Origin of the sequence: Sulfitobacter sp. PS-8MA (genome assembly GCF_040933935.1) — a bacterium.
Taxonomy (GTDB): domain Bacteria; phylum Pseudomonadota; class Alphaproteobacteria; order Rhodobacterales; family Rhodobacteraceae; genus Sulfitobacter.
Genome location: NZ_JBFQYJ010000007.1, coordinates 617843 through 638343 on the forward strand (window position 1 = coordinate 617843; position 20501 = coordinate 638343).

Sequence of the window (20501 nt, forward strand, 5' to 3'; positions counted from 1 at the left end):
TGTCTGCGGTGTCAGGCAGGCTCGGCGATTTTGGATTGGACGGTTGTGACCGCATGGGCCGGATCCATCGGCAGCGTCAGGATAAAGCTGCTGCCCTGTCCCAGACGGCTGGTGGCGACCAGATTGCCGCCATGGGCAATCGCGATATCGCGTGAAATCGCAAGCCCCAGCCCGGTCCCCCCAAAGCGCCGCGTGGCGGTTGAATCGACCTGATGGAAGGGCTCGAACACGCGCTCCAGCTCTTCTTCGGGAATGCCGATGCCATTGTCGGTGACGCGAAACTCAACCACCTCCCCGCGCACGCGGCTGACCAGCGAAATCTCCCCCTGGTCAGAGAATTTGACCGCGTTGCTCAGCAGATTGATCAGGACCTGCTGGATCCGTTTGTCATCCGCAAAAAGAGTGCCCTTGGTCGAGGCGACGCGCAGCGTGAGCCCCTTGTCTTCGATCATCGGGCGCAGTTGTTCGGCACTTGGCGTGATAATGTCGTCGATTTTCACCGGGGCCATATTGATCGACAGGCTGCCCGCATCGATCTTGGCAAAGTCCAGCACCTCATTGATCAGGGTCAGCAGATGGTTGCCCGAACGCTCCACGGTCTGCATGGTCTCACCCAGTTTGGCGAATGTTGCCTCCAGTTTCGGCGCAAGGGCGGTGCTGGTCTGCGGATCGGCCTGGATCGCATCGCTTAGTTCGCGGGCGACTTTGGTGCGGTCAAAATGGCGGGCCAGCCGCACATGGCCAAGGATCACGGTCAGCGGGGTGCGCAGCTCATGGCTGAGCACGCCCATGAAATCGGTCTTGGCCTTGTTCGCATCCTCGGCGGTCATCAATGCCTTCTTGATATCCGTCACATCAATGCGCAGGCCGACGACGCTGCCATCTTCCATGCGGCGGTCCGAAGTTCGGATGATGCGCCCGTCGGGCATCCGCTGCTCCGTTTCAAAAGCGCCCTGTTCGCGCTTTTCCAACCAGACGCGAATCCATTCCTCCTCTTTGCCGACAGCATCCGGCACCAGCCCGCGCCGGATGCTGTCGCGGGCGATGCGCTCATAGGTCGAGCCGGGTTTGACCACCGCGCTATAACCGTGGATTTCGCGGTATTTCTCGTTGCAGAGCACCAGGGTGCCGCTGGGGTCGAACATCACAAAGCCGTGGTCCAGCGCTTCGATCCCGGTGCGCAGACGCTCTTCGGCCAGATGGCGGGTCTCGCTCAGACGCATGACATAGGAGGCAAAGGCCATGACCGCCGCCGCACCGAGCAGACGCAACAACCAGTTCCAGTAGAAGTCGGGCCGGTGGTCGGGCCAGCCGCCATCTGTGGTGGCCGCCAGTTCCCACAGGCCAAAGGCAAAGTTGAAGTCGAGCTTGATCGGATCGACCAGCTCGGCCTCGGGCGCGCCGATGATCACCTGTTCGACCGTGCCATCGGGGTTCATCTCACGGATCATCAGATCATAGGTCTGTTCCACTTCCGGAATCCGCAGCCGCTCGATGAAACTGTCATAATCAATCACCATCGACAGCAGCCCCCAGGGCCGGGGAGAGGCCATGGCCCCGTCCGCCTGCGCATAGAAAACCGGCTGGCGCAGAATCAGCCCTTTGGTCCCTTGCACCAGATCGACGGGCCCGGTGATCAAGCCGCCGCTGTCCATGGCCTGTTGCACCTTTGGCAGCTGATCCGGGATCTCACGGTAGTCGAGCCCCAGCACGGCCTCATTGCCTGCGATCGGGTGGACGATATTGACCACAAGATCGCGCGCCGCGGCGAGGTTGATCACCTCGGGATTGCGGGCCGAAAAACCAGCGACACGGGCGGTAAATTCGGCTTGGGAGATCTCCGGGTTCTCGCTGATGATCGTGGAGAGTTCACGCAGCTTCAGGATCTGGTCAAAGATATCTTTCCGAATGCGCTCACGCACCTCGACAAGTTCACGCGCGGCTTCGAGCTTCAGGTCTTGCACATAGGCTTGGTAGGAAAGGGTCTCGATCCGGTGGCCAACGCCGAGGATCACGCCGCCAAGCAGCAGCAGCACGATCACACGTTTCATGCCCCGCGACAGCAGAGCTGTCACCCCTGTTTTCACTGCCTCAGTCACGCCATTCCCTCCCCACACGCGCCCGGTTCTGCTCTAGCGGCGTGGGCGTCATTAACCAAGAAGAGTGCATCTGCTTGGCGCTGGTGCAAGAGGAAAGACCGCCGCCCAGAAAATTGCCCCGGTGAGGGCGTCAAATATATCGGATTTGGCCGCAATTGGCCTATGCGGCGGCCGCCTGCCGCAATTGCGTCAGAATCTGACGCAGAAGCCGGATGTCCTCGGGGTTGGAAAGATTGGGCGCATGGCCGCATGTGGCGAACTCGGTAAGCGCGGGACGCGGGCCGCTGGCCGCCATCCTCGCAGCGGCGTCGGGCAGGAGCAGGTCCGACAGGGTGCCGCGCAGCAGATGGGTCGGGGCGGTGATGCGCGCCCAGTGATCCCATGTGGAAAGCTCATGCGCCGAGGCGGTGAACTGTACCGTGATGCGGGGATCGTAATGCAGGGTCAACCGCCCGTCACCGCGCCGGCGCAGCGAAGACCGGGCCATGCGCTGCCAGAAAAGATCCGCCGCGGGCCCGAAAGGGGCATAGGTATTTCGCAGCCAGGCCTCGCCCTCGGTGAAACTGTCAAACACCGGCAAGCTGCCGACATAGGACAGGATACGCGCGACCGCAGGCGCCGGCAGTTCGGGGCTGATGTCATTGACAATCAACGCCTCGATCCGGTCCGCATCATGGCCAGAGGCAAGGCGCATGCCGATCATTCCGCCCAGCGAGGTTCCGAGCCATGTCGCGCGCTCGATCTGGCAAAGGTCCATCAGGTCGGTCGCGATGCCGGCGTAATATTCGACAGAATATTCCGCCTCGGGATTGCGCGACCAAGACGAGAGCCCGCGTCCGATCATATCGGGGCAAAGCACATGGTAGCTGTCCGACAGCGCGGCGGCGAGCTCATCGAAATCGCGCCCGGTGCGGGCCAGCCCATGCGCCATGATCAGCGCGGGATTGGCCGGGTCGCCCCATTCGGTGACATGGACTTCGTGGTCCATGACGGGGACAAAGCGGAACCGCGGAGAGGTCATGCGCGTGCCCCTTTTTGCATGATCGTGCCGGTGATCCCGCGGGGGAAGAAATAGACCAGCAGGATAAAGATGATGCCGAGCCAGAACAGCCAGCGGTCCGGGTCGAGCAGATCGGGCAGTAGCGGGATCGTCGCGGTTGCCTCGGCGGCGGCGCCCATCAGGTCGCGCAGGTAATATTGCGCCATGACCATCAGCACCGCGCCGACCACCGCGCCCCACATGGTGCCCATGCCGCCGATCACCACCATCAGCAGGATGTCGATCATAATGGCAAAGCTCAGCGTGGTGTCCGGCCCGGTGTATTTCAGCCAGATCGCATAGACCGTCCCGGCCAGCGAGGCGACAGCGGCGGAGAGGCAAAAGACAAAGGTGCGGTAGGCCACGACCCGGTAGCCGATCGCCTCGGCGCGGGCCTCATTCTCGCGGATCGCTTTCAGGACCGAGCCCAAGGGCGCCGCGACCATGCGCAGCATCAGCAGGAACAGGGCCAGCGAGGTGAAGAACACGAAGTAATAGGCCGCGAGCTTGCCGTTCAGCTTGACCCCGAAGAGCCGCGCCACCTTACCCTCCTCAGTCACCATCAGCTTCGTCGCCGGTTTGAAGAGGTCCGGCGCGCGGTAGGTGATGCCATCCTCGCCGCCGGTGAACTGCGACAATTGCGAGGCCAGCACCAGCGCGACCGAGGCCGTGGCCAGCGTGATCATGGCAAAGAAGATCGCCTTCACCCGCAGGCTCAACAGCCCCACCGCGGTCGCGACCACCAGCGAGACCGCAACCCCCGCCACCGCGCCCAAGGCCACCGCGTCCCAGCCCGGCCCCATTTGGCGCAGGGCGATGGCAGCACCATAGGCGCCGAAGCCAAAGAACATCGTATGGGCAAAGCTGACGATGCCGGTATAGCCGATCAGCAGATCATAGCTGGCGACCAGCACGATGAAGATACAGATGCGGGCGGCCACTTCCAGCGCGCGCACGTCCTGAAATAGGAAGGGCGCAAAGAGGAGCAGGGCGGCGATCACCAGCACGGCGGTCTTCACGGCGATTGTGCCATAGGTCGATTTGGTCTGCATGGTCACCTCACTTCACCGCCGGGCGCAGCCCGTTGGGCCGCCAGAGCAGGATCGCCGTCATCAGGATCATATTACTCGCCAGCGCCAGTTTCGGCGCGAGAAAGCCCACGTAATTCGCGGTCAGCCCGACCAGCAGCGCGCCCAAGAGCGTGCCTTCGATGGAGCCGAGCCCGCCGATGATGACCACGATAAAGACCACGATCATCATCTCGCCGCCAAGCGCAGGCGTGATCAGCGTCTCATAGCCCGCCCACATCGCCCCGCCCACGGCGGCAAGCGCTGAGCCCACCATGAAGACCCCGATGAACAGCCGGTCGATGCGAAAGCCAAGCGCTTCCACCATCTCGCGGTTCTCGACACCGGCGCGGACCAGAAGGCCGAGCCGGGTGCGGTTCAGCACGAGATAAAGGCCGACGAAGGCCGCGAGCCCAAGACCGAATGCGAAGATGCGGTAGATCTCGATGCTCACGTCGCCGATGATCCACGCCCCTTCGAGGAATTGCGGCCGCAGCACGGTGATCGGCGTGCCGCCCCAGACCGCGAGGATGATCTGCTCGGAGACGATCAGCGCGCCCATGGTGATGAGGATTTGCCGCAGGTGATCGTGATAGACCGGGCGGATGATCACGGTCTCAAAAAACCACCCGGCGGCAAGGCCAAAGGACATCGCCGCGATGATCGCCAGGCTCAGCGCGGCGATGTTGAGGAGCAGGTTCTCGGCTCCCAGCCAGCCGCTGAGGGCGGCCAGAACCGAAGCGGCCACGAAGGCCCCGAAGCTGACAAAGGCCGAATGGCCGAAGTTCAGCACATCCATCAGCCCAAAGATCAGGCTGAGACCCGACGCCATGAGAAACACCATCATCCCCATCGCCAGCCCCGCCACCGTGAGCGTGGCCCATGAGGAGGGCGCGCCGATCAGCACGAAGGCCAGCGCGGCGAGGATCAGCGGCAAGAGGTAAACCCCGCCGAAACGCCCCAGAATATCCGAAATGCGATCCATGTTCTTCCTCATCACGACAGGCCCAACAGCCGGTCTTGCAATGGTTTGTCGGCGGCGAAATCCGCCATGGTCCCGCGATGCACCACGCGGCCATCGTCGATCACCGCCATCTCGCGGCCAATGCTGCGGGCAAAGTGGAAGTTCTGCTCGACCAGCAGCAGCGTTGCTTCACGTGAAATCTCGGTAAAGGCTTCGGCCATGGCGGCGACAATGGCAGGCGCCAGCCCCTTGGTCGGCTCGTCGATCAGGATCAGGCGGCGCGGCTCGACAATGGCGCGGGCGACGGAGAGCATCTGTTTCTGCCCGCCCGAGAGCGCCCAGGCCTGTTTTGTCCAGAACCGCTCCAGCGCGGGGAAAAGCGTGGTGATGCGCTTGAGGCGGGCGGGGTCAAAGCGTCCCTTGTCGGTGGCGAGGATCAGGTTTTCCTCAACCGTGAGATTGCCGAAAATCCCCATATTCTCGGGCACATAGGCGATGCCGCGCCGGGCGATCTCGGCGGTGTGCAGCCCGGTGAGGTCCGCGCCGTCAAAGCGCACCGTGCCGGGCGCCGGCTTCCACAGACCCATGACCGAGCGCAGCGTGGTCGTCTTGCCCGCGCCATTCCGGCCCAGCAGGACAAAAACGCCCCCCTCGGGCACCTCAAGGCTCACATCATGCAGCACCGCATATTGCCCGATGTTGGTTTGCATCCGGTCGAGGGTCAGCAGGCTCATGCGGTCTCCTCCGTCGCGGTGCCGAGATAGACATCGCGCACGATCTGGCTGTCCATGACCTCGGCGGGTGCTCCGTCGGCGAGCAATTCGCCGTTGTGCAGCACGATGATCCGGTCGGCGAGGCGGCGCACCACGTCCATCTTATGTTCGACCAGCAGCACGGTCTTGGAAGGATCGGATTTGATTTGCGCGATCAGTTCCAGCACATCGGGCGCATGGTCCAGCGACATGCCGGCGGTGGGTTCGTCGAACATGTAGATATCGGGCTCCATCGCCATCAGCAGCGCGACCTCCAGCTTGCGCTGGTCGCCATGGGGCAGGGCGGCGGCGGGCAGATGGGCGACGCGCGACAGGCGGGTGGCTTCGAGGTAGTGCTCCGCGTCCTGCGTGAGTTTGGTGAAACGGCGCACCGGGCGCAGCAGCCGCCAGCCATCGCCCGCGCGGGCCTGCACGGCAAGGCGGATGTTCTCCAACACGGTGAGCTGCGGGAAGAGATTGGTGAGCTGAAAGGCCCGGCCCACACCTTGGCGTGCGCGCGCCGAGGGGGCCATGCGGGTCAGATCGACCGCGCCTTTCAGCACCTGCCCGGAAGTCGCGGTAAGCTGGCCCGAGATCAGGTTGAAATAGGTGGTCTTACCGGCCCCGTTCGGCCCCACGATGACGGTGAGCTCGCCGGGGTGGAAGGCGCAGGAGACCTGATTGACGGCGACATGACCGCCAAAACGAATGGTCAGATCGCGCGTGATGAGCGAGGGCGTCGGCATGATGTGGGGAACCTTTGCGCGGCGAGGGATGGCCCGCCCCGACAGGGGTGGGGAGGCGGGGCCAAGTCTCTGTCCGTCTTCAGTCGTTGCTGCGGCCGATGGGGATGTCCATCTCATCCGCTTCGATGATGCGCACCAGATCGGGGATCGCCCAGTCGACATCTTCATCGACGCGGATTTTGAAGTGCACCATGGATTGCAGCGCCTGATGGTCTTCGGGGCGGAAGGTCATGGTGCCTTTGGGGGTCTCCCAAGACATGCCCTCCATCGCATCGATCAGGTCTTCGGTCTCAAGACTGTCTGCGGTCTCGATGGCTTTGACCGCCGCCAGCGCCGCCGACATGCCGCCTGCGGTAAAGAAATCCGGCGGGCTGTCGAAACGTTCCTGATGGGTCTTGACCAGCCAGTCGTTCACCGGATTGTCATAGGCTTCATAATAGTAATAGACCGCACCCTCCATGCCGGGGAAACGCTTGTAGGTCGGCAGCACCGGCAGGATGTGACCACCCATGGAGATTTCGATGCCATAGCGCTCGGGGTTCATCGCCTTGATCTTGCCCGGCCCGTCGCCGCCCCCGGCGATATAGGCCAGGATGACCTTGCGGCCTTCCTTGTCCTTCAACGCGTTGAACAGCCGTTCGGCCGGGGCGGTGAAATCAGCCGTGCCTTGGGGCACATATTCTTCGGCCACAACGGTCGCGCCGGTGCCTTCCAGAGCCGCTTTGAAAGCACTGATGCCGTCATGCCCAAAGGCGTAGTCTTCGGCGATGGTGGCGACAAAGAGGTTTTCATCCGGCTGCAAGGCCAAAGCCTGCGCCTGCATATCCATCGAGGAATTGCGCGAGGTCTTGAAGACATAGCGGTTGCTGTCCGGCCCGGTCAGACTGTCGGCCACCGCCGGCTCGACGATCAGGATCTTCTCGTATTCCTCGGCAATCGGCAGCATCCCCTTGGCGACGCCCGAAGAGGTCGAGCCCACGGCCATCAGCACCTCGTCGTCGCCGTAAGCTTCGGCCAGCACGGCGCGGGCGACATCGGGTTTGAACTGCGTGTCCTTGATGATGAGCTCGATGGGGTGGCCCTTGACCGTGTTGGTCCCATCGGTGGCATATTCGATGCCAAGCTCGAATCCGGTCTGCGCCTGTTTGGAGAAGGCTTCGAAACTGCTGCCCGAGATCCCGTGCACAAGGGCGATCTTGATCGGGTCTTCGGCCCAAGCCGCGCTGGCAAATGTCGCAACACTTGCCGTCACGGCGGCGATCCGCGTGAGTGTCTTCATGGTATCCTCCCTGAACGGGTGCTGGGCGCTGTTGCGCCGCACAAACCCGTCGTCTAGCTTAGAATTTCAGCATCCGAGAATAATCCGAACGGGGCAAGATGGTGGAAATACGTACCGAAGATTGCTTTCGCGACGGGCGCTTTGCCGAACTGGCTTTCGTCCATGCGCCGATCGGGCTGGTGGTCACGCAGAACCGTCTGATCCGCGACTGCAACAACGCTTTCGCGCAGATGTTCGGCTACGGGCGCGGCGATCTGCGCGATCAGCTGTTCTCGATGCTCTACCCCTCGGATGAGGAGTTCAAGAACATCCGCGACCGCGGCGTCGATCAGCTGCGCGAGACGAATACCTATTGGGATGAGCGCATCATGGCCCGGCAGGACGGCAGCCTGTTCTGGTGCCGGGTGCGGGGCCATTCCTTTACCCCAGACAGCCCGCTGGACCGCGCGGTCTGGAGCTTTGCCGACCTGTCCGCCGAACGCCCCTATCTGCCGCTCACCCGGCGCGAGCGCGAAATATTGAGCCATTTGGCCGAAGGGCTGACCAGCAAGGAGATCGCCATCAATCTCGATATCTCGCACCGCACGGTGGAAGTGTACCGCGCCAAGCTGCTGAAGAAATTCGGGGTCAGCAACACCAGCGGGCTGTTCCACTCGCTGGGCGGGATCGACAGTGATCATGTGGTGTCCAACAGCCAGAAATAGCCGCAGCAGGGCGCCTAGCGCGGATTGCCCTGTTCGGGGTCGCTGTCCACGCACTGGGGCTGAACCGAAGAGGCAAAGGGGCGGGTCTCGCGGTCTTCGGGATCGTCTTGCTGCGCCTCCTCGGCGGCTTCCTCCTGCTGAAGCCCTTCGGGCAGGGAAGCCACAAGCGCGTCGGCCTGTGCATAAAGGGCGCGAATTTCCATTAACTCTTTTTCCGAAGGACCGCGCGAGGCGGGTTTGGCAGGGGCTTTATTGCCGCGCTCCGTCTTATTATTCACTGCTATGATACCGTATTTAAATAAAAAAATGGCCGGACCTTGGTCCGATAGGAAGCGAGCATAACAAGCTCTCCGCGCCCTTTCCATCGGGCCTTGCCCTCAGCATATCGGGGAATACCCGTACAATTGGCGGCAACGGATTGAATCTAAGAAAATAAAACTTTGCATCTTTTTTGCGCCCAGAGCTGACGCCCGGGCCGCGTCGCTGCGCGCGTGTCAGAGACATCAGGGTTTCCCCCAATAGACAAATGCCTGCGAAAGTCTGAGGTTTGGCGCGGAAAGCAGAGGTGTTGAATGACTTTGGCCGCAGCGTTCACGCTGATCGTCCTATGTGGTATCGTGATCCTTTCTGCCGTTATCGTGCGGCGGACGGGCGACCCGGTGAGCCGTTATGGCATAGGCGCCGGTGCGACTGTGCTGCTGCTACAGGGCTTTGTTATTTCCCTGACACCTTCAGAAACGGGCAGGATATACGAGCACCCAACAGAGGTCGTGTCGGCGCTGGCGCTTCTGGCGGTGCTGATGGCCGTGGGGCTGCGCCTGCACCGGACCCGCCGGATGGGGCAGATCATCGATCCAAGCCCGGGGGGGACCAATCACCTTCAGGGTCTGCTGAACAGCCTGCCGATGGAGGTGGCCTTTATCACTCCTGAAAGGCGCTACGGCTTTGTAAACGATGCCTATTGTCAGGCGATTGGTCTGTCGCGCGCTGACATATTGGGCCAGCATCTTTCGCAGATCATTCAGTCGGATATCCTCCCGAGGATCAAAGAAAATTTCGACAAGGCGTTCTCGGGCGAGCAGGTGACATGGCTGTTCAACGCCGCCCGCCCCGTGTTGCAGCGGACCGAAGGGTCGGCCGTCTATCAGCCTTTGATGGACCGGGATCAGGTCGTCGGGGTCTTGGTCTTTGTGATGGACCGCTCGTCGCTGCAAGACGCCGCGCAGCAGGCCGAAGTCAGCGAGGCAAAACATGCGCTGGCTGCCGAAGTCGCCGGGGTTGGTTACCTCGAATGGGACAGCACAGGGGCGCTGATTGATGTCTCGCCCGAGGTCGAATCCCTGTTGGGCCGCGACGCGCGCACCCTGGGCAAGATGTGGCAGCAGGGGCAGCGTTTCGTCGATCCGCGCAGCCGCGCCACGCTGAGCCGCAACCTGCAACGGGCGGGCCGCCGGCCGCGCGATGTGGTCGAGACGCTCAAGTTCCTCACCGAAAGCGGGCGACAGATCGAGCTGCGTTCCTCCATGCGTCGGGTGGAGGGGCTCGGCGGGGGCCGGCTTCTGGCGGCGATTCAGGATGTCACAGAGCAGCAGCGTGTGCTGGATGAACTGGTCGAAAGTGAGACGCGGTTCCGCGATTTCGCCGCGAGTGCGACCGATTGGGTCTGGGAGATGGATGTGAACCGGCGGTTTACCTTTCTCTCCGGCGGCGGGCGCCAGACGGATGAGGGCAGCCCATTCTTCCAGTTGGGCAGCACCTTTGCCGAAGCCGAGATTGCCCGTGATCGCGGCGATTATGACCTGCTGCAACAGCGGCTTGCCACGCAGGCTCCGTTTCGGGACCTGCGTTTGGTCATCCCGCAACCCGGGGGCTGCACCCGCCAGATCGACATGTCAGGCAAACCCTTCTACGACAGCAGCGGGGCGCTGGCAGGCTACCGGGGCACCTGTTTCGACATGACGGAAATCGTCGCCGCGCAGAGCGAACGGCAAGGTGCGCTTGAAGCGCTTGCGCTGGCGTTTGAGAATATCTCGACCATGGTGGCGCTGTTCGATGCCGAAGACCGTTTGGTCTATTGCAACGAGGAATATCGCGCCAGCCTATGCGGGCTGGATGGCGGCGATATCGTCGGGCGGCATTTCGATGAATTGCTTATCTATTTCGCCAATGCCGGGCTGCTCAAAGCCTCGTCCGAAGGGCGGAACCGCTGGCTGCAACAGCGGCGCAACCGCCGCGCGGATCCGGCGCAATACTTTCGCGCGCAATCTTGGGATGGCCGCTGGCTGGAGGTGACGGATTACCTCTTGGCGGCGGGGGGGCTGCTGACCATCGCCTCGGACATCACTGAGCGGGTGTCCCGCGAGGACCGTCTGCACCATCACGAGACCGCGCTGCAATTGCTCAACCGCCGCGAGACGCTGGGCCAGATGACCGCCGCGATTGCCCATGAGTTGAACCAGCCCCTGGCGGCCATCCACAACTTTGCCGCCGGCTGTGTCCTGCGGGCCAAGAACAACCAGTTGGAACCCGACGATATGATCGCGGTGCTGAGCAGTATGCAAAGCCAGTCGGAGCGCGCCAGCGCGATCCTGCGCTCGATGTCGAACTATTTGCAGAGCGATCCGGCGGACTATGTAACCGTGCCGTTTGACGAGCTTCTGCGCTCGGTGCGGCTGCTGGTCCAGCCCGAAAGCGCGGCCATTGGCGTGGCGGTGGTGATCGAAGACGCCTGCGACGGCACCCCGCTCCACTGCGCCCGCATCGAGATCGAACAACTGCTGATCAACCTGATCAAGAATGGGATCGAGGCCTGTCGCGATTCTGGCCGTTCAGACGCCGAAGTCAAAGTCACCGCCCGTTGCGTGGATGACGATATTGTCGTCGAGGTCTGCGATGGGGGGCTGGGATTTGCGCCGGATATGCCGATTGAAAAGGCGTTCACGGCCTTTAGATCGACCAAGGCCAAAGGGCTGGGCGTGGGCTTGGCGATCTGTGAAACAATCGCGGAATCCCATGGCGGGTCCATCCAGGTAACGAAATCGGACGAAACGGGGGCCTGCTTGACCGTACGCCTACCGCTTGTGGCGCAGGAGTGAGAAGATCGAACACGCGATCGTATATGTAGTGGATGATGATGCAGCGGTGCGGGAATCGCTGGTTTGGTTACTGGGGTCGGTCGGGCTGCGCACCGTGGCCTTTGACAGCGCGGGGGCGTTTCTGGACGCCTATCAGGACGCCGGCGTGTCCTGTCTGGTCAGCGATGTGCGCATGCCGGGAATGAGCGGGCTGGAGTTGCAAAAGGCGTTGACGGCCCGGCAGATCGAGATGCCGATCATTTTGATGACCGCCTTTGGCGATGTCTCGACCGCAGTGAAGGCGATGAAAGCCGGGGCCGTGGATTTCATCGAAAAACCCTTTAGCAATCAGGACATGCTGGATCTGATCAATGCGGCGCTTTTGGCCGATGCGGCAAGGCGCCAGTCCACCGCCGCTGCCGAAGAAGGCGCGCAGATGCTGGCCCGGCTGACGCCACAGGAACACCGGGTGTTCGAGCGTGTGGTCGCAGGCAAGTCGAACCGCGAGATCGGGGCCGAGATGGATATTTCGGTCAAAACGGTTGAGGTGCATCGCGCCCGGGTCATGCGCAAACTGGAGGCGGGATCGGTGGCTGATCTTGTCCGCTTTCACCTTAACGGCAGCACCGAAGAGGGCGGGGGAAACGGGTAATTGACCCGCGCACAAAAAAGCCCCGGCGGTTCGGGTCCGCCGGGGCAGGTGACCCCGCCCCATTAGGGGAGGGGTGCAGGTTCCCCGGTGGCATGAGGTCCACCGGGAAGGCTGGTCAGGCCGGTTGCGCGTCCAGCGCGCCGACCGTCACCTCAAGGGTCTTTTCCGTGCCCTTGCGCAGCACCACGATCTCAGAGGCTTTATCCGGTGCGGTGGTGGCAACAACGCGGGTCAGGTCGCGCAGGTCGATGATCTCCTCTCCGCCGAAGGACAGGATGATATCGCCCTTCTTCAGCCCCGCTTCGGCCGCCGGGCTGTCGTCAGAGATCGCCTCGATCACCGCGCCGCGCGGCTCGTCATAGCCGAGCACATTGGCAACCTCCGGCGTCATCGGGCGGATCTGCACCCCAAGCCAGCCGCGTTCAACCGCGCCGTCATCGGCGAGGTCCGCCACGATGGTTTGCACCAGATCGGAGGGCACCGAGAAGCCGATCCCGACGGAGCCGCCACCGGGCGACAGGATCGCGGTGTTCACGCCGACGACTTCGCCCGCGTTGTTGAACAGCGGCCCGCCGGAGTTGCCGCGGTTGATCGCCGCGTCGGTCTGGATGAAATCATCGAAAGGCCCGGCCTGAATGTCACGCGACAGGGCAGAGACGATGCCCGATGTCACGGTGCCACCAAGGCCAAAGGGGTTGCCCACGGCCACGACCTCATCGCCGACGCGCAGGGATTTGGAGGTGCCAAAGTCGACCTTGGGCAGTTCCACATCCGCGGTCACCTTGAGCAGCGCGATATCCGTCATCGCATCGCTGCCAACCACTTCGGCGTCAAAGCTGCGGCCATCGGCGAGTTTCACGGTCACTTTCTCGGCGCCCGCCACGACATGGTGGTTGGTGACGATCTGCCCGTCTTCCGAGATGATGAAGCCCGATCCCAGCCCTTGGCGCGGGGCCGGAGCCTTGCCGTTCTGGCCGGGCAGCATCTGTTCAAACTGGCGGCGCAACTCTTCGGGCATGCCGGGGGGAAGCTGGGTCTGGATCTGGGCGTTGTCCTGTTTCGCCGTCACCTCGATAAAGACCACGGCGGGAGAGACCGCTTCGACCAGGTCGGCATAGCCACCTGCGGGCACGGCCAGTGCCGCCGAGGGGGCCAGCGCCAGCATCGGGGTGGCGGCGACGGCGGCGCTCAGCGCAAGGGCGGCGGCGCGGGGGGCCTTGGAGAGAGTCTTGTTCATGGGATGCTCCTTGCTGTGCATTCGTGTTTCCGACGCCCTATCTGGGGCGCGCGTTTTACAGCGCTGTCGCGGGCGCTATACAAATTTGTGAGAATGCAGGCGGCGGGATGTGCGGCGGGCGGATTTGCCCTAATCCTTGGCCGATCCTACATGAGAGAGCGATGAAACTGCTTGTTGTCGAAGACGATACCACCACCAGCACCTATATCGCGCGCGGCCTGCGCGAAGAGGGGCATGCGGTGGATGTGGTGGCCGATGGCCGGGACGGGTTGGTGCAGGCCACCACCGGGTCTTATGACGTGCTGATCCTTGACCGGATGCTGCCCGAATTGGATGGTCTGGCGCTGCTCAAAACCCTGCGCGGCGCGGGCAATCGAACCCCGGTGCTGCTGCTTACGGCGATGGGCGCGGTCGAGGATCGGATCGACGGGCTGAACGCAGGCGCCGATGACTATCTGGTGAAGCCTTTTGCCTTTGGCGAGCTCTCGGCCCGGGTCAATGCGCTGGCCCGGCGCCCGCAGGCGCTGGAGCAGGAAACCACCTTGCGGGCGGGCGATCTGACGATGGATCTGATCAGCCGCCGCGTCACCCGCGCCGGGCAGGAGATCGACTTGCTGCCGCGCGAATTTGCTCTGCTGGAACATCTCTTGCGACGCCGGGGCAGGGTGCAGACCCGCACCATGCTGCTTGAGGCGGTCTGGGACATTTCCTTTGATCCGATGACCAATGTGGTCGAAACCCATATCAGCCGGTTGCGTGCCAAGGTCGACCGGCCCTTTGACAGCGAGTTGATCCAGACCGTGCGCGGCGCAGGCTATAGGATCGACGCGTGAAGGCGCGGTTCGCGGGGCTATGGCGCTCCATGCCGCTGCGGCTGGCGCTGCTGCTGGTGCTGCTTTTCGCCACCGTGAGCCTCTTGAGCCTCGCGGGCAGCTATGCGGTGACGCAGCGGTCTTTTGAACAGGCCATGCGCGCCGATCTTGCGCAGGATATGGCGGGGTTTCGCGCCGCCCCGAGCGCGGGGGCATTGGCGAGACTGGTCGAGGCTGAATCGCGCGCCACTGATCCGAACCGGTTGATCCTGAGCTACATCGGCCCCGACGGGCGCATCTACGGCAATGGCGCGATTGCGCGGGATGATGAGGGCTATCACATCGTCTCGCTGGGGGCTGCGCGGACGGAATACACCGGCGTTTATCTGACCCTGACCGATACGCTTTATGGCGGGCTTTTGACCATCGCGCGCAGCCGGGCAGAGATCACCGCCCTGCGCGAAGTCTTTGTGAACATTCTGCTGGTGAGCCTGCTGCCCACGGTGTTGATCGCGCTCTCGGGCGGGCTGATCCTCGCCCGGCGCTCGAAACGGCATGTCGAGGTGATCCGCCACACGCTGGACCGTCTGACCACCGGCGATCTGGCCGCGCGGGTGCAGGCGGGGCCGCGCTGGTCGGATGATCTGTCGCGGATCGGCGAGGCGGTGAACCAGATGGCCCGGGCGCAAGAGACTTCGGTCGCGGCGCTGCGGCAGGTGTCTTTGGACATCGCCCATGATCTCAAGACGCCGATCCAACGGGTTTCCGTCCATCTTGACGATCTGGCCCGGGCCGAGGCGGAGGGGGCTGACCTCTCTGCGCCGCTCGCCCGCGCCCGGGAGGAGTTGGACGGAATTGCCGCGATTTTTCAGGCGCTGCTGCAACTGGCGCAGGTGGAAAGCGGCGACGCCCGGGCGCATTTCGCGCCGGTCGATCTGGCCGCCCTCTGCCGCACCATGAGCGAGCTGTTCGAGCCTGCGGCCCAGGAGCAAGGCAAAACGCTGATCTGTGATCTGCCCGAGACGTCGGTTTCGGTTTCCGGCGATCGCACCTTGATCGGGCAGATGCTGGCGAACCTCATAGAAAATGCTCTGCGCCACACGCCCGATGGCGCGCAGGTGACGATCGGCTTGCGGCCCCGCGGCGAAAAGGCCGAGCTTAGCGTGGCGGACGACGGCCCCGGCATCCCCGCCGAGGACCGCGCGCGGGTCTTGCAACGGCTCTACCGGCTGGACCGCAGCCGTGGCACGCAGGGGCACGGATTGGGGCTGGCCCTGGTCGACGGGGTGGCCAAACTGCATGGGGCGGGGCTGGAGCTGCGCGACAATGACCCCGGCCTGCGGGTGGTGGTGACATTCCAGCGCTAGGCCGCGGGTTTCGCCGCTGCGGCAATTTATCCTGTGCGCTTATAGGGGTGGCGGGCTATATGAGAGCCAACACAACACGCGGGGCTGCTCATGCTCGACGGATTTACTGCTGAAATTCTGGCGCGGGTGCAATTTGCATTCACGATCTCCTTCCACATCATTTTCCCGGCCTTTTCAATCGGCCTGGCCAGTTACCTGGCCGTGCTGAACGCGCTTTGGCTGTGGAAACGGGATGAGACCTATCTGAACCTGTTCAACTACTGGAAAAAGATCTTTGCCGTGGCCTTTGGCATGGGCGTGGTGTCGGGCATTGTGATGTCCTACCAGATCGGCACCAACTGGTCGGTCTTTTCGGACAAGGCGGGGCCGGTCGTGGGGCCGCTGATGGCCTATGAGGTGCTCTCGGCCTTTTTCCTTGAGGCGGGGTTTCTGGGCATCATGCTCTTTGGCCGCAAACGGGTGGGCGACGGGCTGCATATGTTCGCAACCGCGCTGGTGGCGCTTGGGACATTGGCCTCGGCCACTTGGATTCTGGCGGTAAACTCTTGGATGCAGACGCCCGCCGGCTTTGGCATGAACGATCTGGGGCAGTTCATCCCCGAAGATTGGTGGGCCATCATTTTCAACCCCTCCTTCCCCTACCGTCTGGTGCATATGGTGCTGGCGGCCTATCTGACCACGGCGCTGGTTGTGGGCGCGGTCGGCGGGCTTCATCTGCTGCGCGACCGGGCGAATGCGGCGGCCCGGCGGATGTTCTCCATGGCGATGTGGATGCTTTTGTTCGTCACCCCGCTGCAAATTCTTGCGGGCGATATGCACGGGCTCAACACGCTGGAGCATCAGCCCGCCAAGGTCATGGCGATGGAGGGGCATTATGACAGCCACCCCGAGGGCGCGCCGCTGATCCTCTTCGGCATTCCAAACGCCGAAGAGAAGCGGATCGACTATGCGGTGGAAATCCCCAAACTCTCGTCGCTGATCCTGAAACATGACCTGAACGCCCCTCTGGACGGGTTGGACACGATCCCCGAAGAGGATCAGCCCCCGGTGGCGATTGTTTTCTGGTCGTTCCGCATCATGATCGCGCTTGGCTTCGCGATGCTGGGGCTCGGCCTCTGGGCCGCGCTGGCCCGGCTGCGCGGGCGGCTTTACGATGCGCCGCTGCTGCACCGACTGGCTTTGCTGATGGGGCCGACCGGCTTTGTCGCCGTGCTGGCGGGCTGGATCACGACCGAGGTGGGGCGCCAACCCTTTACCGTCTACGGTCTGCTGCGCACCTCGGACAGTCTGGCCCCGGTGGCGGCCCCTGCGGTGGCCACCTCGCTCATTGCCTTTATCGTGGTCTATTTCTTCGTCTTTGGCGCCGGCACCTGGTACATCGTATCAATGATGCGCAGACCGGTGGTTGAACACGGCTTGGACGACGCGCGCGACATGGCGCAGGAGGACGGGCCAATCTTGGCTGTGGGCGAAGAAGCTGCCCATCGTGGCAAACCGGGGGAGAGCTGAGATGCTGGGGCTGGAACTATCATTCATCTGGGCCGGCATCATCGCCGGCGCCGTGCTGATCTATGTCATCCTTGACGGGTTCGACCTCGGCGTCGGGCTGCTCTTTCCGCTGACCAAGGACGAGCGCGAGCGCAACGTCATGATGAACTCCGTCGCGCCCATTTGGGACGGCAATGAGACATGGCTGGTGCTGGGCGGCGGCGGGTTGTTCGCGGTCTTCCCTTTGGCCTATGCGGTGGTCATGCCGGCGCTTTACATGCCGATCATCCTGATGCTTCTGGGGCTGATCTTTCGCGGGGTGGCCTTTGAATACCGCTGGCGCACGAGACGGTGGAAGCCCTTGTGGGACATGGCGTTTTTCGGCGGCTCGCTGGTGGCGTCCTTCTGTCAGGGCATCGCCCTTGGCGCTTTGGTGCAGGGGATCGAGATCGAAGGCCGCGCCTATGCGGGCGGCTGGTGGGACTGGCTGACGCCCTTTTCGATCCTGACCGGGGTGGCGGTGACCGTGGGCTATGCGCTCTTGGGGGCGACATGGCTCAACATGAAGCTGGAGGGTCGGATCCAGAAGCATATGCGCAGTCTGGCCTGGCCTTTCGCGCTGGCGACTTTGGTCTTTATGGCGCTGGTCAGCCTTTGGACGCCCTTCACGGATGCGGTCTATTTCGAGCGTTGGTTCGCCTGGCCGACGGCGCTTTTCAGCGGCATCGTGCCTGTCCTGGTCGCGCTGGCCGCCTTCGGGATGCTGCGCGGCTTGCAGCGCAAGGCCGACATTCAGCCCTTCCTCTGTGCGCAGGCGCTTTTCCTGCTCGGGTTCATCGGCATCGGGATCAGTTTCTACCCGCATATCGTCCCGCCAAGCCTGACCATTGCAGAGGCCGCGGCTCCCGACGACAGTCTGCTCTTCACGCTGGTCGGGACGCTTGTGCTCTTGCCGCTGATCTTTGGCTATACGGCCTATGCCTATTGGGTGTTCCGCGGCAAGGTTGACCCCGAAGAGGGCTATCACTGATGCGCAAATGGCTGCAACGCGGCGGCTGGTTCGTGGCGCTTTGGCTGACGAGCGTGGCTGTGCTGACGGTGGTGGCCTATGGCATCCGCTTGGTGATCATGCCGGGGTGACGCAGCGGCCTGAGCGCCGGGACTTGCCAAGCGGCTCTGCATCTGGCCTTTTCACGCCAAAGCAGCACGAAAGGACAGCCCGATGCGCGCCATGCAAGTCACCGCCTATGACGAACCGCTCACCCTGCGAGAGCTTGAAATGCCGATGCCGGGGCAGGGCGAAGTGCTGGTGCAGGTCGACACCTGCGGGCTGAACTTTGGCGATCTGCTGCTGATCAAGGGCAGCTATCAGGAAAAGCCACCGCTGCCCTTCACGCTTGGCATGGAACTGGCGGGGACGATCTCGGCCCTTGGGGCGGGGGTGGATCACCTCAAGGTCGGGCAGCGCGTGGCGGCCTTTACCGGGTTTGACGGGCTGGCCGAATATGCCGCCGTGCCTGCTTCGGTCTGTGTGCCCCTGCCGGATGAGATGTCTGCGGTCGATGGGGCGGCATTCTTGATCGCCTATGGCACCAGCCATGTGGCGCTGGACTATAAGGCGCGGCTACAACCGGGCGAGCGGCTGTTGGTGCTGGGCGCGTCGGGCGGCATTGGTCTGACGGCCGTGGAACTGGGCAAGCTGATGGGAGCCGAGGTGATCGCCGTGGCGCGGGGCGCGGACAAGCTCGCGGTCTGCAAAGAGGCGGGCGCGGATCATCTGATCAACTCCGAAACCGACGACATCCGCGCCATCGTCAAAGAGTTGGGCGGCGCCGATGTGGTCTATGACCCGGTGGGCGGCGACCAGTTCAAAGCCGCGATGCGCGCCTGCAACCCGGAAGCGCGGCTGATCCCTCTGGGCTTCGCCAGCGGCGAGGTGCCGCAAATCCCGGCCAATATCCTGCTGGTCAAGAACCTCTCTGTGCTGGGCTTTTACTGGGGCGGCTATGCCAAGATCAAACCCTCGGTGCTGACCGACAGTTTTGCCAAGCTGATCGAATGGTATATGGCCGGCAAGCTGAAACCCCATGTCAGCAACGTGCTGCCGCTGGAACAGGCCAATGAGGCGCTGGCCCTGCTGCGCGACCGCAAGGCAACCGGCAAGGTGGTGGTGCAGGTCGCGGGCTAGGCCCGTCGCCCGCCCGGCAAACGCGTCACGCGCAGCGCCTTTTGGCGCTCGCGTAGGTAAACGAACAGCCCCGAAGCGAGGATCAGCGCGATCCCGACCCAGACCTCCCAGACCGGCAGGTCGCCGAAGATCACGAAGCCCCAGAACACCGCCAGCGGCAGGCCGATATATTCAAAAGGGGCCACCGTGGCGGCGTCGCCCAGCCGGTAGGCTTGGCTCAGGCAATAGCCGATCAGCGCGATATTGAGACCGATGCCGAGGAAGGTGAGGTAATCCTCCTGCGCAGGCCAAATCCATGCGCGCAGCAGGAATTGCAGTGAGACACTGCTGCCCGCATCCACAAACCGCCCATCGCCTGCGACCAGAAAGAACCCCAGCGACACCGCGACAAAGGCCGCCTGAATATAGACCATCAGCGCCGAGGCTTTGGAGTTCACCCCGAGCTTGCGCGTCATCAGCTGGTTCAGCGCATAGGTCAGCGCCGCCAGCACCGGCAGCAGCAGAACCCAGCGGGAGACCTCAAGCGTTGCCGTGCTGGCCCAAGGCCGCATCATGATCACCACGCCGATGAACCCCACGATCACCGCGCCAAGGCGCAGCGGGCCGACCTTTTCGTCCAGAAGCGGGATCGACAGCACGGTGATGAACAGCGGTGCGGCAAAGAACAGCGCCGTCGCCTCGGCCAGCGGCAGGACCGACAGGGCCAGAAAGAATGCCATGTTCGAGATCACGATGAGCAGCCCGCGCAGCAGATGCAGCACCGGCTGGCGCGTCTTGAGCAGGTGGAACCCGCCTTCGAGCCTGACCAGCACCAGCCCCAGCACAAGCCCGATGGCCGAGCGGGTAAAGACGATCTGATGCAGCGGATAGCCGCCCGACAGACGTTTGATCAGCATGTCATTGACCGAAATCGCAGCGACGCCGAGAAGGATCAGCCCGATCGCCAGACCGGCGCGGTTATGGGGATTGGTTGTCATGCTAAAGACCTACCAGCCCGGCGCGTAAGGTCCAGCGCTTTGACATTGGTTTGCGC

At 63.1% G+C, this 20501-nt stretch carries 19 protein-coding genes; 9 read left to right on the forward strand and 10 right to left on the reverse strand.

Translation table 11 applies throughout. The features are described from left to right. Positions 1-11: 11 nt before the first annotated feature. The 7 genes from AB4M76_RS16515 to AB4M76_RS16545 all read right to left on the reverse strand — a co-directional run bounded on the left by AB4M76_RS16515 (position 12) and on the right by AB4M76_RS16545 (position 7946). Positions 12-2099, reverse strand: coding sequence for an ATP-binding protein (locus AB4M76_RS16515; RefSeq protein ID WP_368443074.1), 2088 nt, complete (start codon positions 2097-2099; stop codon positions 12-14). A 160-nt stretch (positions 2100-2259) separates the two neighbouring features. Beyond that, positions 2260-3120, reverse strand: coding sequence for an alpha/beta fold hydrolase (locus AB4M76_RS16520; protein WP_368443075.1), 861 nt, complete (start codon positions 3118-3120; stop codon positions 2260-2262). Then, positions 3117-4190, reverse strand: coding sequence for a branched-chain amino acid ABC transporter permease (locus AB4M76_RS16525; RefSeq protein ID WP_368443076.1), 1074 nt, complete (start codon positions 4188-4190; stop codon positions 3117-3119). Before AB4M76_RS16525 ends, AB4M76_RS16520 begins: the two co-directional genes overlap by 4 nt. Before the next feature lie 7 nt (positions 4191-4197). Beyond that, entirely contained in the window at positions 4198-5190 is a 993-nt protein-coding gene (locus AB4M76_RS16530; RefSeq protein ID WP_368443077.1) for a branched-chain amino acid ABC transporter permease, read from the reverse strand. Positions 5191-5201: 11 nt separating this feature from the next. Beyond that, positions 5202-5903, reverse strand: a complete 702-nt coding sequence (locus AB4M76_RS16535) for an ABC transporter ATP-binding protein (RefSeq protein ID WP_368443078.1) — start codon at positions 5901-5903, stop codon at positions 5202-5204. Then, positions 5900-6667, reverse strand: coding sequence for an ABC transporter ATP-binding protein (locus AB4M76_RS16540; RefSeq protein WP_368443079.1), 768 nt, complete (start codon positions 6665-6667; stop codon positions 5900-5902). Before AB4M76_RS16540 ends, AB4M76_RS16535 begins: the two co-directional genes overlap by 4 nt. A 79-nt stretch (positions 6668-6746) precedes the next feature. Continuing rightward, positions 6747-7946 carry a substrate-binding domain-containing protein gene (locus AB4M76_RS16545; RefSeq protein ID WP_368443080.1) on the reverse strand — a complete coding sequence of 400 codons (1200 nt, stop codon included), beginning with the start codon at positions 7944-7946 and terminating at the stop codon, positions 6747-6749. A 98-nt stretch (positions 7947-8044) separates the two neighbouring features. Between AB4M76_RS16545 and AB4M76_RS16550 the strand changes: the two genes are divergently transcribed. Further along, positions 8045-8650, forward strand: coding sequence for a LuxR C-terminal-related transcriptional regulator (locus AB4M76_RS16550; protein WP_368443081.1), 606 nt, complete (start codon positions 8045-8047; stop codon positions 8648-8650). A gap of 14 nt (positions 8651-8664) precedes the next feature. Here AB4M76_RS16550 and AB4M76_RS16555 read toward each other — a convergent pair whose 3' ends face one another. Next, complete coding sequence (locus AB4M76_RS16555) at positions 8665-8853, reverse strand: hypothetical protein (RefSeq protein WP_368443082.1); 189 nt, start codon at positions 8851-8853, stop codon at positions 8665-8667. 369 nt (positions 8854-9222) lie between these two features. Here AB4M76_RS16555 and AB4M76_RS16560 point away from each other — a divergent pair, with 369 nt between their 5' ends. Both AB4M76_RS16560 and AB4M76_RS16565 read left to right on the forward strand, forming a co-directional pair. Further along, the gene (locus tag AB4M76_RS16560) at positions 9223-11745 is read left to right on the forward strand and encodes a PAS domain-containing protein (protein WP_368443083.1); all 2523 of its coding nucleotides are present in this window, start codon (positions 9223-9225) and stop codon (positions 11743-11745) included. Positions 11746-11773: 28 nt separating this feature from the next. Next, positions 11774-12376 (forward strand): response regulator transcription factor, encoded by a 603-nt coding sequence (locus AB4M76_RS16565; RefSeq protein ID WP_368443084.1) that lies wholly within the window; start codon positions 11774-11776, stop codon positions 12374-12376. Positions 12377-12491: 115 nt separating this feature from the next. On the opposite strand, the gene AB4M76_RS16570 is transcribed toward AB4M76_RS16565, so the two are convergent. Further along, entirely contained in the window at positions 12492-13613 is a 1122-nt protein-coding gene (locus tag AB4M76_RS16570; protein ID WP_368443085.1) for a Do family serine endopeptidase, read from the reverse strand. A 161-nt stretch (positions 13614-13774) separates the two neighbouring features. Here AB4M76_RS16570 and AB4M76_RS16575 point away from each other — a divergent pair, with 161 nt between their 5' ends. From AB4M76_RS16575 to AB4M76_RS16600, 6 genes are all read left to right on the forward strand, one after another. Continuing rightward, the gene (locus AB4M76_RS16575) at positions 13775-14446 is read left to right on the forward strand and encodes a winged helix-turn-helix domain-containing protein (RefSeq protein ID WP_368443086.1); all 672 of its coding nucleotides are present in this window, start codon (positions 13775-13777) and stop codon (positions 14444-14446) included. Further along, positions 14443-15792 (forward strand): sensor histidine kinase, encoded by a 1350-nt coding sequence (locus AB4M76_RS16580; protein WP_368443087.1) that lies wholly within the window; start codon positions 14443-14445, stop codon positions 15790-15792. The genes AB4M76_RS16575 and AB4M76_RS16580 overlap by 4 nt, the downstream gene beginning before the upstream one ends. 90 nt (positions 15793-15882) lie before the next feature. After that, positions 15883-17301, forward strand: coding sequence for a cytochrome ubiquinol oxidase subunit I (locus tag AB4M76_RS16585; RefSeq protein WP_368443088.1), 1419 nt, complete (start codon positions 15883-15885; stop codon positions 17299-17301). A gap of 1 nt (position 17302) precedes the next feature. Continuing rightward, positions 17303-18310: a cytochrome d ubiquinol oxidase subunit II gene (gene cydB / locus AB4M76_RS16590; RefSeq protein WP_368443089.1), complete on the forward strand. Its 1008-nt coding sequence runs from the start codon at positions 17303-17305 to the stop codon at positions 18308-18310. After that, a complete protein-coding gene (locus AB4M76_RS16595; protein WP_368443090.1) occupies positions 18310-18420 on the forward strand; it encodes a DUF2474 family protein in 111 nt (36 codons plus the stop codon). The genes cydB and AB4M76_RS16595 overlap by 1 nt, the downstream gene beginning before the upstream one ends. Positions 18421-18502: 82 nt before the next feature. Further along, entirely contained in the window at positions 18503-19468 is a 966-nt protein-coding gene (locus AB4M76_RS16600; RefSeq protein WP_368443091.1) for an NADPH:quinone oxidoreductase family protein, read from the forward strand. On the opposite strand, the gene AB4M76_RS16605 is transcribed toward AB4M76_RS16600, so the two are convergent. After that, entirely contained in the window at positions 19465-20445 is a 981-nt protein-coding gene (locus AB4M76_RS16605; protein WP_368443092.1) for a DMT family transporter, read from the reverse strand. The genes AB4M76_RS16600 and AB4M76_RS16605 overlap by 4 nt on opposite strands. Positions 20446-20501 lie beyond the last annotated feature (56 nt).